At 74.9% G+C, this 13227-nt stretch carries 13 protein-coding genes; 1 reads left to right on the top strand and 12 read right to left on the bottom strand.

Annotated features, from left to right (window positions below):
• Window positions 1-122: 122 nt before the first annotated feature.
• From ACFCZN_RS18105 to ACFCZN_RS18055, 11 genes are all read right to left on the bottom strand, one after another.
• Entirely contained in the window at window positions 123-1799 is a 1677-nt protein-coding gene (locus ACFCZN_RS18105; RefSeq protein ID WP_430557660.1) for a glycosyl hydrolase family 18 protein, read from the bottom strand.
• A gap of 181 nt (window positions 1800-1980) precedes the next feature.
• Window positions 1981-3621, bottom strand: coding sequence for a LuxR C-terminal-related transcriptional regulator (locus tag ACFCZN_RS18100; RefSeq protein WP_430557659.1), 1641 nt, complete (start codon window positions 3619-3621; stop codon window positions 1981-1983).
• Window positions 3622-3717: 96 nt separating this feature from the next.
• Window positions 3718-4143 (bottom strand): D-aminoacyl-tRNA deacylase, encoded by a 426-nt coding sequence (dtd, locus tag ACFCZN_RS18095; RefSeq protein ID WP_429766713.1) that lies wholly within the window; start codon window positions 4141-4143, stop codon window positions 3718-3720.
• On the bottom strand, window positions 4140-5156 hold the full coding sequence (locus ACFCZN_RS18090) for an asparaginase (protein WP_429766712.1): 1017 nt from the start codon (window positions 5154-5156) through the stop codon (window positions 4140-4142). The genes dtd and ACFCZN_RS18090 overlap by 4 nt, the downstream gene beginning before the upstream one ends.
• Window positions 5157-5166: 10 nt before the next feature.
• Window positions 5167-5511 carry a DUF2516 family protein gene (locus tag ACFCZN_RS18085; protein WP_429766710.1) on the bottom strand — a complete coding sequence of 115 codons (345 nt, stop codon included), beginning with the start codon at window positions 5509-5511 and terminating at the stop codon, window positions 5167-5169.
• 9 nt (window positions 5512-5520) lie between these two features.
• Entirely contained in the window at window positions 5521-5946 is a 426-nt protein-coding gene (locus ACFCZN_RS18080; RefSeq protein WP_429766708.1) for a type II toxin-antitoxin system VapC family toxin, read from the bottom strand.
• 45 nt (window positions 5947-5991) lie between these two features.
• On the bottom strand, window positions 5992-6297 hold the full coding sequence (locus ACFCZN_RS18075; protein ID WP_429766706.1) for a type II toxin-antitoxin system Phd/YefM family antitoxin: 306 nt from the start codon (window positions 6295-6297) through the stop codon (window positions 5992-5994).
• A gap of 174 nt (window positions 6298-6471) precedes the next feature.
• Window positions 6472-7305 carry an ABC transporter permease gene (locus tag ACFCZN_RS18070; RefSeq protein WP_429766704.1) on the bottom strand — a complete coding sequence of 278 codons (834 nt, stop codon included), beginning with the start codon at window positions 7303-7305 and terminating at the stop codon, window positions 6472-6474.
• On the bottom strand, window positions 7302-8357 hold the full coding sequence (locus ACFCZN_RS18065; protein WP_430557658.1) for an ABC transporter ATP-binding protein: 1056 nt from the start codon (window positions 8355-8357) through the stop codon (window positions 7302-7304). The genes ACFCZN_RS18070 and ACFCZN_RS18065 overlap by 4 nt, the downstream gene beginning before the upstream one ends.
• A 126-nt stretch (window positions 8358-8483) precedes the next feature.
• The gene (locus ACFCZN_RS18060; RefSeq protein ID WP_429766700.1) at window positions 8484-9413 is read right to left on the bottom strand and encodes a permease prefix domain 1-containing protein; all 930 of its coding nucleotides are present in this window, start codon (window positions 9411-9413) and stop codon (window positions 8484-8486) included.
• Window positions 9410-9808, bottom strand: coding sequence for a PadR family transcriptional regulator (locus tag ACFCZN_RS18055; protein ID WP_429766826.1), 399 nt, complete (start codon window positions 9806-9808; stop codon window positions 9410-9412). The genes ACFCZN_RS18060 and ACFCZN_RS18055 overlap by 4 nt, the downstream gene beginning before the upstream one ends.
• 132 nt (window positions 9809-9940) lie before the next feature.
• Here ACFCZN_RS18055 and ACFCZN_RS18050 point away from each other — a divergent pair, with 132 nt between their 5' ends.
• Window positions 9941-11959 carry a DHA2 family efflux MFS transporter permease subunit gene (locus ACFCZN_RS18050; protein ID WP_429766699.1) on the top strand — a complete coding sequence of 673 codons (2019 nt, stop codon included), beginning with the start codon at window positions 9941-9943 and terminating at the stop codon, window positions 11957-11959.
• A gap of 37 nt (window positions 11960-11996) precedes the next feature.
• Here the strand turns inward: ACFCZN_RS18050 and ACFCZN_RS18045 are convergent, their stop codons facing one another.
• Window positions 11997-13226 carry an aromatic acid exporter family protein gene (locus tag ACFCZN_RS18045; protein WP_430557657.1) on the bottom strand — a complete coding sequence of 410 codons (1230 nt, stop codon included), beginning with the start codon at window positions 13224-13226 and terminating at the stop codon, window positions 11997-11999.
• Window position 13227 lies beyond the last annotated feature (1 nt).

Raw genomic sequence — 13227 nt, 5'->3', positions numbered from 1 at the left:
TGTCGTTTTCGGTGTTGCGCGCTGGTTTCGCACCACCCCCTGCCCCCCCCCCCCCGTCGTTCGCCCCTGTCAAGCCCTGTTCCCCAACACCCTCGACCGGCGGTGCGCGTCCGGGTGGCGGATCAGCAGGCGCCCCGGTCCGCCCAGACCCCCCACTCACCGGTGGTGCCGGGCTCCTCGCCCTGCGTCCACCACTTGGCCCGCCACTCGTGGCCCTCGTGCGCGACCGTGGCGCCGCCGGTGTACACGGCGCCCGCGTCCCACGCGGTGGCCGCGCAGTCGCCCGGCTCCGTGGGCGGGTCCGTCGGGTCGGTCGGCGGGTCCGTCGGGTCCGGGCCCGGGTCGCCCGGGTCGACGGGCCCGGGCGTGCCGGTGAACAGCCCCGCCTCGACGGCGTCGAGCAGCTCGCCCGGCTCGTCGCCGGACAGGTCCCACCACATCGCGCCGCCCAGGCCCTGGGCCCTGATGTAGTCCGACTTCTGCGCCACGGTCCGCGGCGTGTCGAGGCTCCACCACGTGGTGCCGTCGTAGCGCCAGGCGGCGCCCACGACCTCGTCGTAGTAGCCGGTGCCACGGTTCTTCAACAGGTCGTAGTCCTCGATGCCGGCCTCCCACGTGGCGGGCGCCCCGCCCGTCGCCGGCCCCCACGGCTCGGCCCGGGTCGCGCCCGTCCAGCCGCGACCGTACATCGCCATGCCGAGCCCGAGCTGCGCCGGGTCGACACCGTTCCCGACGTACTCCTGGACGGCCTTGTCCGCGCTGAACCGACGGCCGTCGGAGCGCGGGTCGGCCGGGTCGTCGTACAGGTTGATCTGGTGGCCGGTGAGGTCGGGCTGCCAGGCGCCGTGCAGGTCGTAGCCCTGGATGTTGCCGAAGTCGAGCGACTCGAAGACGGCCGGGTCGTTCCACCCGCCGGCCTCGATGTCCTCCGGGTTGGCGGGCAGGAACGCCGACAGCAGGTAGTCCTCGCCCGTCGTCGCGCCGTACGCGTCGAGCTGCTTGCGGAACTCGGCGAGCAGGAGCTTGAAGTTCTGCCGGTCGTTGACCTCGTCGACGTGGTTGCCCTCGTTGCCGTTCTGCGACCCCGGCCACTCCCAGTCGATGTCGAAGCCGTCGAAGACGCCGGCGGCGGCGCCCGTGCCCCCGCGCCCGTCGATCACGGGGAGGTTCCCCTTGAGGTACTGGTCGACGCACGAGCTGACGAACTTCTCCCGCGACGCCTGGGTGGCGGCCGCCCGGGAGAAGTTCTTCGACCACGTCCAGCCGCCCAGCGACAGCATCACCTTGAGGTGCGGGAACTTCGCCTTGAGCTGCTTGAGCTGGTTGAACGACCCGGCGAGCGGCTGGTCCCAGGTGTCGGCGACGCCGCCGACGCTGGTCGCCGCCGTGTAGGTCATGCCGTAGTCGGCCCACGCGTCGCCCGCGCCGTCCGACCCGTTCGGTCCGGTGCCCTGCGCCTTGTTGGCCTCGAAGCAGGTGAGCGTCTGGTGGTGGATGTTGCCGAAGGAGTAGTTGATGTGGGTGAGCTGCTCGGCCGCCCCGGAGTCCACCAGGTCCTTGACCTGGAAGCCCCGGCCGTACACGCCCCACTGCGTGAAGTAGCCGACGTTCCGGTAGCCGTTGATCGCGCTGTCGCCGGGGTTCGCCGGCTCGGCGGAGGCGCTCTGCGCGGCGGCGACGGCGCCGACCGCACCGGCGGCGGCGACGGCGAGCGCCGCGACGCCGGCCAGGACGCCGCGGAGACGACGTCGTCGACGCGGGTGTCCGGGGTGGTGCGGTCCCTCTGCGTGCTTGTCCATCGGGGTTCCTCCCTGTCCTGCGCGGATGGGCCCGCGCCCGCAGGCGCGGGTGGATCAGATGGTGCACGCAAAAGTTAAGACAGCTTCCTATCCCGGCGACATCGGGGACTCCCACACTCACCGGCGCCGGCCGTACGCGACAACGCGTACGCCCGCGGCTGCGGGCCAGGTCAGGCGCGGGTCACGACGCGGGCCGCAGCGCGACCACCGTCAGCTCGGCGCGCGAGCTCACGCCGACCTTGCGGAACACGCGCCCCAGGTGCACCTCGACGGTGCGCACGGACACGCACAGCCGGTCGGCCACCTGCTTGTTCGCCAGGCCGTCCGCGACGAGGCGCGCGACGTCGAGCTCCCGCGCCGTGAGCACGTCCGCCCAGCGCGCCCACACGTCCGCGAGCCCGTCCGGACCGCCCCGGCACGTCCGCACGGCGCTCACCACGAGCGACGGCACGGCGGCCGGGCGCGGGTACCCGAGGTCGCGGCAGGCGGTGACCGCGGCGGGGTCCGGGTCCGGGCCGACGGCGCGCAGCCCGGCGGCGAGGGTGTCGGAGCCCCCGGTGCGACGTGCCACCTCCGCCGCGAGCCCGCCGACGACGTGCGTCACCGGCAGCCGCGCCGCGGCGTCGTCGAGCACCCGGGCCGCCTGCTCGGCGTCGCCGCCGCGCAGGAGCACCAGCGCCTGCACCACCCGCAGGTGCGCCTCCGCCAACGGGGAGAGCCCGTCGGCTCCCGCCCAGGCGACGGTCTCGCGGTACGGCACCGCGGTCACGACGGCCCGCGCCAGGACCTCGTCGGCCTCGCGGGGGTAGCGGTCGAGGCGGGCCAGCGCCTCGACCACGGCGGCCAGGACGGCGCGGTCCGTCGAGGACACCGTGGCGCGGGCCACCGGCACGACGAGGCGCGCGAGCCGGACGCCCGGCGGGTCGTCGTCGGCGTCGAGCGGGGCGGCCGCGCCGCCGCCGGGCCGCGGGGCGGCGGTACCCGCGGCGCGGGCGACCGTCCGGGCGTCGACCAGCGCGAGCACCGCGTCGCGGGCACGCTCGGCAGCCTCCTGGACCGTCGCCACGCCGGTGCTCGCGACCCGCTCGAGCCACCCGGCGGCGTCACGCACGTGCCCGGCGAGCAGCGCCGCGCGCCCCGCGACCAGGAACGCCCGCGCCCGCACGTCTCCGGTGCCGTGGCTGGCCGCCTCGCGCGCGATCGCGTGCGCCGCGACGGCGCACCCCTGCCCCAGCCGCTGCTGGGCGAGGCGCACCAGGCCGTCGGCCAGGGCCGGGTCGCCGGCGAGGGTGGCGAGCGCGGCGTGCCACCGCGCCGCGCCGGGCTCGCCCACCCGCTCCAGCTCGGTCGCCAGGGCGGCGTGCACGGCCGTGCGCTCGGTGAGGTCGGCGTCCTCGTGCACGACGGCGCGCAGCCTCTGGTCCGCGACCCGGAACCGGCCGTCGGCGAGCTGGAGGTGCCCGGCCAGCGGCGGTGCGAGCAGCCGTTCGACGGGGGCGCCGGTCGCGCCGAGCAGGACGTCGACGCGGTCCAGGACGAGTACCCCCGCGGTCAGCAGCAGGCGCCGGTCCGCCGCGTCGAGCGCGCCGGCGGTCCCGTCGAGGGCGGCCGCCCGCACCGCGGCTGTCACGGGGAGCGGGTCGGGCAGCGCGGCGACGCCGGCGAGCTGGTGGGGCGTGAGCAGACCGAGCGTCTGGGCGAGGGCCTCGGGGTCGGCGCCGACGAGCTCCGAGACCCGTCGCACGACCTGCGGCGCGACCGGGCGTGCACGCGCGCCGGACGAGGACTGCCAGGGCGCCGCAGTGTCGCGGATCGAGGTCATCGTCGGCCTCCCGTCTCGTGCCGGGCCTCGGTGCTCGGCGGCACCACTCTGCCGCATCGCCCCGAGATGTGCGCGAAGACGCAGGTCAGCGATTTGTCAGGTCTCCACCAATATCGTCACGGGGCCGTCGTTCACCAGGGCGACGTCCATGTCCGCGCCGAACCTCCCGGTGGCCACCTCGAGGCCCCGCGACCGCAGGTCGGCCACGACCGCGTCCACCAACGGCTCCGCCACCGGGCCGGGCGCGGCCGCGTTCCAGGTGGGCCTGCGACCTTTGCGCGCGTCCCCGTACAGGGTGAACTGGCTGACCACCAGCACCGGGGCGCCCGCGTCCGTGACCGAGCGCTCGTCGCGCAGGATCCGCAGCTCCGCGATCTTGCGGGCGACGGTCGCCACCTCGGCGGCGCCGTCGTCGTGCGTCACGCCGACGAGCGCGAGCAGGCCGGGGCGGTCGATCGCGCCCACCACCTCGCCGTCGACCGTGACGGACGCGCTCGACACGCGCTGCAGCACGGCCCTCATGCGACGTCCGCCGCGAAGGCCGGGCGCACCGCGCCGACCGGGGCCCCGCCGCCCAGCACGGGCGTGACGCCGACGGCGTCGAGCGCTGCGGCGTCCGCCCCCGCGACGCCGGCGGCCCCTGCCGCGCGCATCGCCGCGGCGAGGATGGCCGGGCGCGGCCGGTCGCCGCCGTCGAGGATCTTGAACGCCACCGCCGACCCGTCGGGCAGGCCCGCCGCGCACACGCCGTCCGCGCCGATCTTGGCGATCGCGCCGGGCACGGCGGTCATGACGAGGGTGTCCTCGCGCCCGCGGCCGGCCACCATCTCCGGGTGCCGCGCCATCGCGCGCGCGATCCGCCCGCCGTCGGCGGAGGCGCCGTCGGCGGCCGCCGACGCGAGCCGGCCGAACGAGCGGGCCAGCCCGAGCACGGTCGTGGAGAACAGCGGCGCGCCGCAGCCGTCCACGGTGACGTGCGGGTCCGCGTCCCCCGTCAGCCCGACGACGGCGTCGCGCACCGCGTGCTGCAGCGGGTGGTCGACGTCGAGGTAGGTCGCGGCGTCCCAGCCGGCCGCGACGCAGGTCGCGAGCATCGCGGCGTGCTTGCCCGAGCAGTTCTGCGCGATCCGCTCCGGGCCGTGCCCTGCCTCCTGCCAGGCGAGCGCCTCCGCGCGGCCCAGCGGCAGGTCGGGCGTGTTGCGGAGCGCGGACTCGTCGAGCCCGGCGCCGGCGAGGATCTCGCGGACCCCGGCCAGGTGCTCCGGGGCACCGCTGTGGCTGGCGGCCGCGAGCGCCAGGAGGCGGTCCGGCAGGTCGAGGCCGGTGCGCAGCATGGCCACGGCCTGCAGCGGCTTGACCGACGAGCGCGGCCAGATCGTCGTCGTCGGGTCGCCCAGGGCGAGCCGGACCGCGCCGTCCGGGCCCAGCACCACCAGGTGCCCCAGGTGCACCGACTCCACGAGGTCCCCCCGCACGACCTCGGCCAGCGGGGCCGCGCCCCGCGCCACGGGCGCGCTCGAGCCAGGCGTCGTCACCTCGACCACGTCACCAGCCGCCCGTCGGGCCCTGGGGACGACGCCCCCCGCCCGTGCCGTAGGGCAGGATCCGCGGGCGCACGTCGACCCAGTAGATGATCGCGGGCGTCACGGCGATGACGTTGAAGAACGACCAGGCCGTCATGAGCATCGGCGGCAGCCCGAACAGCCCGATGAGGGCCGCGATGCCGAGGATGATCAGCCAGATGTTCTTCTTCAGCTTCCCCTCGGACACGTAGGCGTTGGCCGGCCGGCGGGCGGCGTCGAGGAACGCGACGAGCTGCACGACGAACACCACGACGGCGAGCACGACGAGCACGATGTACTGGAAGGATCCGAAGGCGGCGGAGATCACCCGCCGAGCCTACGGGAGGACGCGGAGGCGCCGGGAGCGGGCGGCGCCCGCGACGTGCTCGTCCCACGCGGCGACGACGGTGTCGTCGTGCGCGACGGCGAGGGCGCTCGCCACGTGCAGGGCGTCGGCGCCACGCAGCGGCACGGGGCACGACGCGACGAGCTCGGCCGCGCGCTTCGAGACCTCGGCCGTCACCTCGAGAGTGTGCAGCCCGACGCTCAGCTCGTCCCAGATCGCCGTCCCGCGCCGTCGCGCGAGCGGGTCGAGGACGCCGGCCCGCTCGCCGGCGGCGAGCGCCGCCCGCACCTCGGCGTCGGCGATGCGCGACGAGACCACGATGTCGGCGCGGTTCCACAGCGCGCTCGCCAGCGCCGAGCCGGGCTCGGGCACGCACAGCTTCACCAGCGCGCTGGCGTCGAAGTAGACGAGGGCCATCCTGCTCCGTTCTCCGTGACGGCGGTCTTGCGGGCAAGAACGGCGTCAGCGCCGGATGCGCCGCACGAGGTCGGACATGCGCGACGCCGGCCGGGCCGCGGGGCGCGGGGCCGGCCGCGCGACCGTCCGGGCGGCCTCGCCGTGGTCGGGCACCGCGTGCACCGGCCGCTCCGTCGCGGCGGGCGTGAGCAGGCCGTCGCGCACCAGCCCGGCGACGAGGTCGGCGGTCTGCACCCCCGACAGGCGTGCGACCGGCACCCCCCGCTCGGTGATGACGACCTCCTCGCCCGCCCGCGCCTTCTCGATCCACGACTTGAGCTCGGCGCGCAGCGCGCTGACGGAGACCTCCATGACCGACGACCGTACCGTCCCCGTCGAGCCCCGAACAGACACCCCCGCCGAGGGAATACCGAACCTGACGAGGTAGGACGCACCCTGCCGAGGTAGGACGAGACCTGCCGAGGTAGTACGAGACCACGTGTCCGGTACCACCTCGGCAGTCCTGCTGCTCCCGCTCCCTCGGCGTCAGACGGCGCGCCGGTAGGCGCGGAACGCCGACGACGCGAGCGCGCCCATGACCGCGACGGCGCCGGCGAGCAGGCCCAGGTGCAGCCACACGGTGCCGGGGTCGGCGAAGCCCTGGAGCGCGTCGCGGGCCACGACCACCGCCCAGTCGAACGGGTTGTACCGCGCGGCGGTGGCGATCCAGTCCGGCGCGAGGGCCGGGTCCATCACGGCCGACGAGAGGAACATCAGCGGGATCGTCAGCAGCTGCGAGACGCCGATGAGCGCCTCCTGCTGCCGCGTGAGCAGGGCGACGGCGCCGGACAGCGCCGCGAACAGGCAGCTCAGCAGCGCGACGGCGACCAGCATGACGAGCACGCCGGCCCAGCCGCCCGGGAACCGCGCCCCGCCGAGCCACGCGACACCCACGACGACCAGCGCCTGCGCGCAGCCGAGCAGCGCGTACCAGGCCATCGACGCGGACAGCAGCGCGCCGCGGCTGGTCGGCGAGGCGAGGAAGCGGTCCATGACGCCGCGGTCCATGTCCTGCACGAACGTGGTGCCCGCCCAGGCCGCGCCTCCCATCGCCGTCATCATGACGACGCCCGGCGTGAGGTACTCGAGGTAGCTGACGTCCGCTCCCCCGGCGAACCCGGGGATCTCGATGACGGACCGGAAGAGCTGCCCGAACAGCAGCAGCCAGATCATCGGCTGCAGCAGGTTCATCACCATGAAGACGGGGATGCGCACGCCCTGTCGGGCCTGCCGCCCCGTGAGGAGCGCGGCCTGGGTCAGCGCGCTCGTGCGACGGGCCGGACGGCGCGTCGTGGTCGGGTCGATCGTCGCGGTGCTCATGCCGCCACCTCCGTGGCCTCGGCGCCGGCGCTGCCGGCGGTCTCGCTCGCGGCCCGGTGGGCCGCCTCCAGGCTGCGGCCGGTGTGCCGCAGGTAGACGTCGTCGAGCGTGGGCCGGGACAGCCCCGCCGCCCGCACGCCCAGGCCCGCGGTGTCGAGGGCCGCGAGCAGCGCCGGGAGCGCGGTGGCCCCCGCGTCGGCGCGCGCCCGCAGCGTGCGACCTTCCGCCACGACGTCGACGACGCCCGGCAGGCCCGCGGCGACGGGTGCGGCGGCCGCCGCCGCGGCGACGTCGTCGAGCTCGACGGTGACGCCGTCGCCGCGCAGCCCGTCCTTCAGCGCGTCGGGGGTGCCCGCGGTGACGACGCGGCCCGCGTCCACGATGACCACCTGGTCGGCGAGGCGGTCGGCCTCGTCCAGGTAGTGGGTGGTGAGCAGGATCGTCATGCCGTCGCCGGCCGCCATGCGCTCGATCTCGGCCCACATCGCGGCGCGCGCCTCGGGGTCGAGGCCCGTGGTGGGCTCGTCGAGGAACAGCACCTGCGGCCGGTGCACCAGGCCGACGGCGACGTCCAGCTTGCGCGCCATCCCGCCGGACCAGGTCTTCACCAGGCGGTCGGCGGCGTGCGCGACGCCGAACCGCTCGAGCAGCTCGCCGGCCCGCGACCGGGCGTCGCGGGCGCCGAGGCCCTGCAGCCGGCCGGCCAGGACGAGGTTCTCGCGGCCCGTGCCCATCGGGTCGGTGACGGGGCGCTGCGCGACGTAGCCGATGGCGCGCCGGACGGCGGCCGGGTCGCGCACGACGTCGTGGCCCGCGACGCGCGCGGTCCCGCCGTCCGGGGCGGAGAGCGTCGCGAGGATCTTCACGGTGGTGGACTTGCCGGCGCCGTTCGGGCCGAGCAGCCCCAGCACGCTGCCGGGGGCGGCGGCGAGGTCGAGGCCGTCGAGGGCGCGCACCGTGCGCGAGCCTCGACGTGCGGTGCGGCCGGAGCCGTAGGTCTTGGTCAGGCCGGCGACCTCGATCGTCGGCGCCGACAGGGTCGGGGTGGACATGCTTCCTCCAGGGGTCGGAGGGTCCGGCGCACGCCCTAGGGTGGGAGTGCGTCTCGTGGTGCGGTCGTGCACCGGACCCGAGCCACCGGTCCCGGGCGATGGCAGTCGCCCGGGACCGTTCTGCTGCTACTTCTTCTGCTGCTCCTCCGTCGACCGGAAGAGCATCCGGGCGAGGACGAGCATCATCACCGCGAGGGCGACGACGAAGGTCAGCCAGGACCAGGCCCAGCCGACGGTGACGCCGAGGACGACGAACACGACGAACGCCACCAGCCAGATGACGACCGTGTAGACGCCGAAGCGCGCGGCGGCGGCCGGGTCGTGGTCGAACCGGTCGTAGTGGTGACCGGAGGCCTGGGCCCGCGCGACGTCCCGCACCCACGCCTTCTTCCGGTTGGTCTGCGTGACGCCGAGCATCGTGAACACGACGCCGCCCACCACGAGGAGTCCTGCCGAGACGACGTACCCCCACGCCTCGAACGTGCCGAGCAGGGTGAACCCGGCGAGGAGCAGGCCGAAGACGGCGAGGCCCGTGGCGAGGTAGTAGCCGCCCGCGCGCCGCGACGGCACGGGATGGTTCGTCGTCGTCTCCTGCGAGAGCGACGACCCGACCACGAACCCGGCGGCGCTGGACGCCGTGAGCAGGAGCGCGGCGACGACGACGCCCGGCAGGGCGAGGACGTCGAGGGCCGCCAGCAGGCAGAGGGCGACCAGGGCCACGAGCACCAGCGACGCGAGGACGACGCCCAGGACGAAGCGCGGCTTCGGCCGGACACGGTGCTGCCGGGCGGCCACGAAGGCCTCCTGCAGCGCCGTGCGGGGTGCGCCGCCGGTCTCGGCGACGACGTCCGCCTGCGCGTCGGCGACGAGCGCGCCGACGTCGCCCAGCTCGTCGAACGCCCGGCGGGCGGCGTCGTCGGGTGACGCACCGCCGGCCTGCAGCTCGGCGGCCCGGGCCTCGAGGTTCGCCCGGATCTCCTCCTTGAGGTCCTGGACCTCGGGGGACGGCTCGACGCCCGCGAACGCGTCGTCGAGGAGGCGGTGGACGGTGGTCATCGGGAGGTGTCCTTGTCTGTGCTGGTGCCCGTGCTGGTGCCGGTGCTGAGGAGGGAGTCGATGACGTCGCGGGTGGCGACCCACGCGGCGACGTTGCTCCGGAACACGGCCCGCCCGGCGTCCGTGATCCGGTAGTACTTGCGGCGCCCGCCCTGGGACTCGTCGCCCCAGTAGGCCTCGACCAGGCCGTCCTTGGTGAGACGGCGGTACGTCGCGTAGAGCGTGGCCTCCTTGATCTCGTGCGCACCGCCCGTGGCGTCGCGGATCGTCTTGTAGATCTCGAAGCCGTAGCGGTCCCCGCGACGGAGCGTCGCGAGCACGATCGTGTCGGTGTGACCACGCAGCAGGTCGGCGGAGAACGCGTCGTCCGCCGTCGAAGGTTCAGCTCGCTGCATCACGCCAAGTACTGTATCTCATCAACTACTCGACGACAACGAGTGGTTCCGCATGCCGACCCGCACCGTCCGTGGCAACGTGCGACCCGGACGAGTTTCGACAGGCTCAACCACCGGGCCGGGAGGCATCCCATGACCGCTCCGAGCGCACCACCCGCCGAACCGGAGGCCCTGCCGCAGCGCAGGGTGCTGGCCATCTTCGGCGGGCTCATGCTCGCGATGCTGCTCGCCGCGCTCGACCAGACGATCGTCGCGACGGCGCTGCCCACCATCGTGTCCGACCTCGGCGGCGCGGAGCACCTCTCCTGGGTCGTGACGGCCTACATGCTCGCGAGCACGGCCACCACGGTGCTGTGGGGCAAGCTCGGCGACCTCTACGGGCGCAAGGCGCTGTTCATCGCCTGCATCCTCATCTTCCTCGTCGGGTCGATCCTGTCCGGCACGTCCCAGACGATGGGCCAGCTCATCGCGTGGCGCGCCGTGCAGGGCGTGGGCGGCGGCGGGCTCATGGTGCTGTCGCAGGCGATCATCGGCGACGTCGTCCCGCCGCGCGAGCGCGGCAGGTACCAGGGCTTCTTCGGCGCCGTCTTCGGCGTCTCGTCGGTCGCCGGCCCGCTGCTGGGCGGCTTCTTCGTGGACAACCTCGACTGGCGCTGGGTCTTCTACATCAACATCCCCATCGGCGTGGTCGCGCTGCTCGTCGTCGCCTCCGTGCTCCCTCGCATCGAGGCCGGCCGCAAGCCCAAGGTCGACTACGCCGGCATCGTCCTGCTCGCCATGGTCTCGACGGCGATCGTGCTGGTCACGAGCCTGGGCGGCAGCACCTGGGCGTGGGACTCCGTCGCCGTGTGGGCGATGATCGCGGCCGCCGTCCTCGGGATCGTCGCGTTCGTCGTCGTCGAACGGCGAGCCGCCGAGCCGGTGCTGCCGCTGCACCTGTTCCGCAGCAGGGTGTTCACCGTGGCCGCGGTCGTCGGATTCGTCGTCGGGTTCGCGATGTTCGGCGCGATCACCTACCTGCCGCTGTACCTGCAGACCGTCAAGGGCTCCACACCCACGGAGTCCGGGCTCGAGATGACGCCGATGATGCTCGGCATGCTGCTCACGTCCATCGGGTCCGGGCAGCTCATCTCCCGCACCGGGCGGTACAAGATCTACCCGATCCTCGGGACCGCGATCACCTCCGTCGGCCTCTACCTGCTCTCGCTCATGGGCCCGGACACGAGCACGCTCCAGGCCGGCCTGAGCATGTTCGTGCTCGGCGCCGGGCTGGGCATGGTCACGCAGGTCCTGGTGATCGCGGTGCAGAACGCCGTCGACTACAAGGACCTCGGCACGGCCACGTCGGGCGCCACCTACTTCCGGACCATCGGGTCGTCCGTGGGCGTCGCGGTGTTCGGCACCGTCTTCGCGAACCGGCTCGGCACCGAGCTCACCACCGCCGTCCCGGCGACCGCCCAGGGCCCCTGCTCACCGGCCGCCCTGTCCGCCTCGTCGCAGACGCTCGCGCAGTGCCCGCCCGAGGTGCAGAACTGGTTCGTCGACGCCTACGCAGGCGCGCTGCACGTCGTCTTCCTCTGGGCCGTACCGGTGGCGGCGCTCGCCTTCCTCCTCACCTGGCTGCTGCCCGAGGTCGAGCTGCGCAGCGCCACCCGCGGGGACGGGCCCGGCAGCGCGGGCCAGGCCGCCGGTGGGTCGTTCGGACTGGGGTCCGCCCGCACGTCGCTCGACGAGCTGCGGCTGATCCTGTGGCGCCGGGTGGGCAAGCTCGACCCGCTCAAGGTGTACGAGACGATCTCGCGCGACGACGACCTCACCGCCGAGGAGGCGTGGATGGTCACGCGTGTCTCCCTCAAGCGGAAGCGCTCCGTTCAGCTCATGGCCGAGCGCACCGAGGTCTCGCCCGCGACGGTGCGGCGGGTCGCGGAGGCGCTGGAGGCGCGCGGCCTCGTCGAGATCGACGGCGACGCGGTCCTCGCCACCCCCGACGGCGACGTCGCGGCCGAGTCGATCCGCGAGGCGGAGCGGCAGCGGCTGCGGCGGTACGTCGCCGAGTGGCCCGGCGGCGACGAGCCGGAGGTCGACGAGCTCGTGGAACAGCTCACCCACCAGCTCCTCGCCGACGACACGGACACCGTCGAGCACCGCTGAGACCAGCTACCTCGGCAGGTTCGGTACTACCTCGCCGTCACATCTCCGGGAGGGCGTCCCGCGCCTCCTCGGGCGGCAGGCCCGCCGCCTCCAGCAGGTCGACGACGGGCGAGCGCAGCAGCAGCACCAGCGACTGCACCTGCCAGTGCCCCTCGCCCACGGTGCGCGGGTCGACGTCGCGCGCGACGTCGAGGAGCGCGTCGCGCGCCTGCCCCAGGCCCGTGCCCGAGCCGAGGGCGGCGGCGAGCAGCCGCACGCCGTGCGCGAGGCGCACGACGAGGTCGGCCACCGGGTCGGCGGTCGGGTCGACCTCCGGCGGGGGCGGGAGCCCGCCCGACAGGGGCGCCGCCGTCACGCGGTGGCTGCCCTCCTCCCCCAGCTTCCCCAACGAGCGGAGCGTCGCCGGGGCACGCCGGGCGAGCACGCGGACGCTGCGCATGGCCCGGTCGACCAGCACCGCCTGGCCGGTGAGCCGCGTGATCTCCGCCCTGAGCACGCGGTTGACGCTCACCCGGGCGATCTCGTCCGACTTCGTCGCGACGTCGTGCCACTCCTCGAGCGACTTCTCGGCGGCCCGGCCGCGCACCAGCGCCGCGGCGAGCTCGTCGGCGTCGCCGTCGCGCAGGCCCAGCGCGACGGACTCCAGCGTGAGCGCCAGCTCCCGGGTCGCGCTCTGCGCCAGGTCACGGATGCGCCGCCGCGGGTCGCCGGGTGTGAGGAGCGCGACGAGCAGCGCGACGCCGCCCCCGACCAGGGCGTCCGTCCACCGGCCGAAGGCGCCGTTGGTCGCGACCGACGCCGGCAGGCCCACGACGACGCCCGCCTGGACGCCCGCCTGGATCGTCACCAGCGGGCCGCGGTCGACGAACCGGGCGAGGAGGGCCGAGACCGCCATCACCAACGCGATCTGCCACCAGCCCGACCCGATGAGGTGGACCATGAGGTCCCCAAGACCGACGCCGAGGGCCACGCCCGCGGCCACCTCGGCCACCTTCCGCAGCTCGCGGTCGAAGCTGAAGCCGAGGCAGACCCACGCGGCGACGGCGGCGAAGAAGGGCTGGGTGTGCCCGAGCACGACGACCGCGATCCCGTACGCGACGCCCGCGGCCAGCGCCGCCTGGACGATCGGCCAGAACGCGACCCGGACCCGCGAGATGCCCTGCCGGAGCCGGATGCGCCGGGGCAGGGACCGCAGCGCGGCGCGCGCGGCGGCGCCCGCGCGGCGGGACATGTCGCCCGCGGGACGGGCCGCCGGCTCGTCGCTCACG

It is taken from the genome of Isoptericola sp. NPDC056134 (assembly GCF_042264825.1).
Classification (GTDB): domain Bacteria; phylum Actinomycetota; class Actinomycetes; order Actinomycetales; family Cellulomonadaceae; genus Isoptericola; species Isoptericola nanjingensis.
This window is presented reverse-complemented; position numbering and strand designations above follow the sequence as displayed.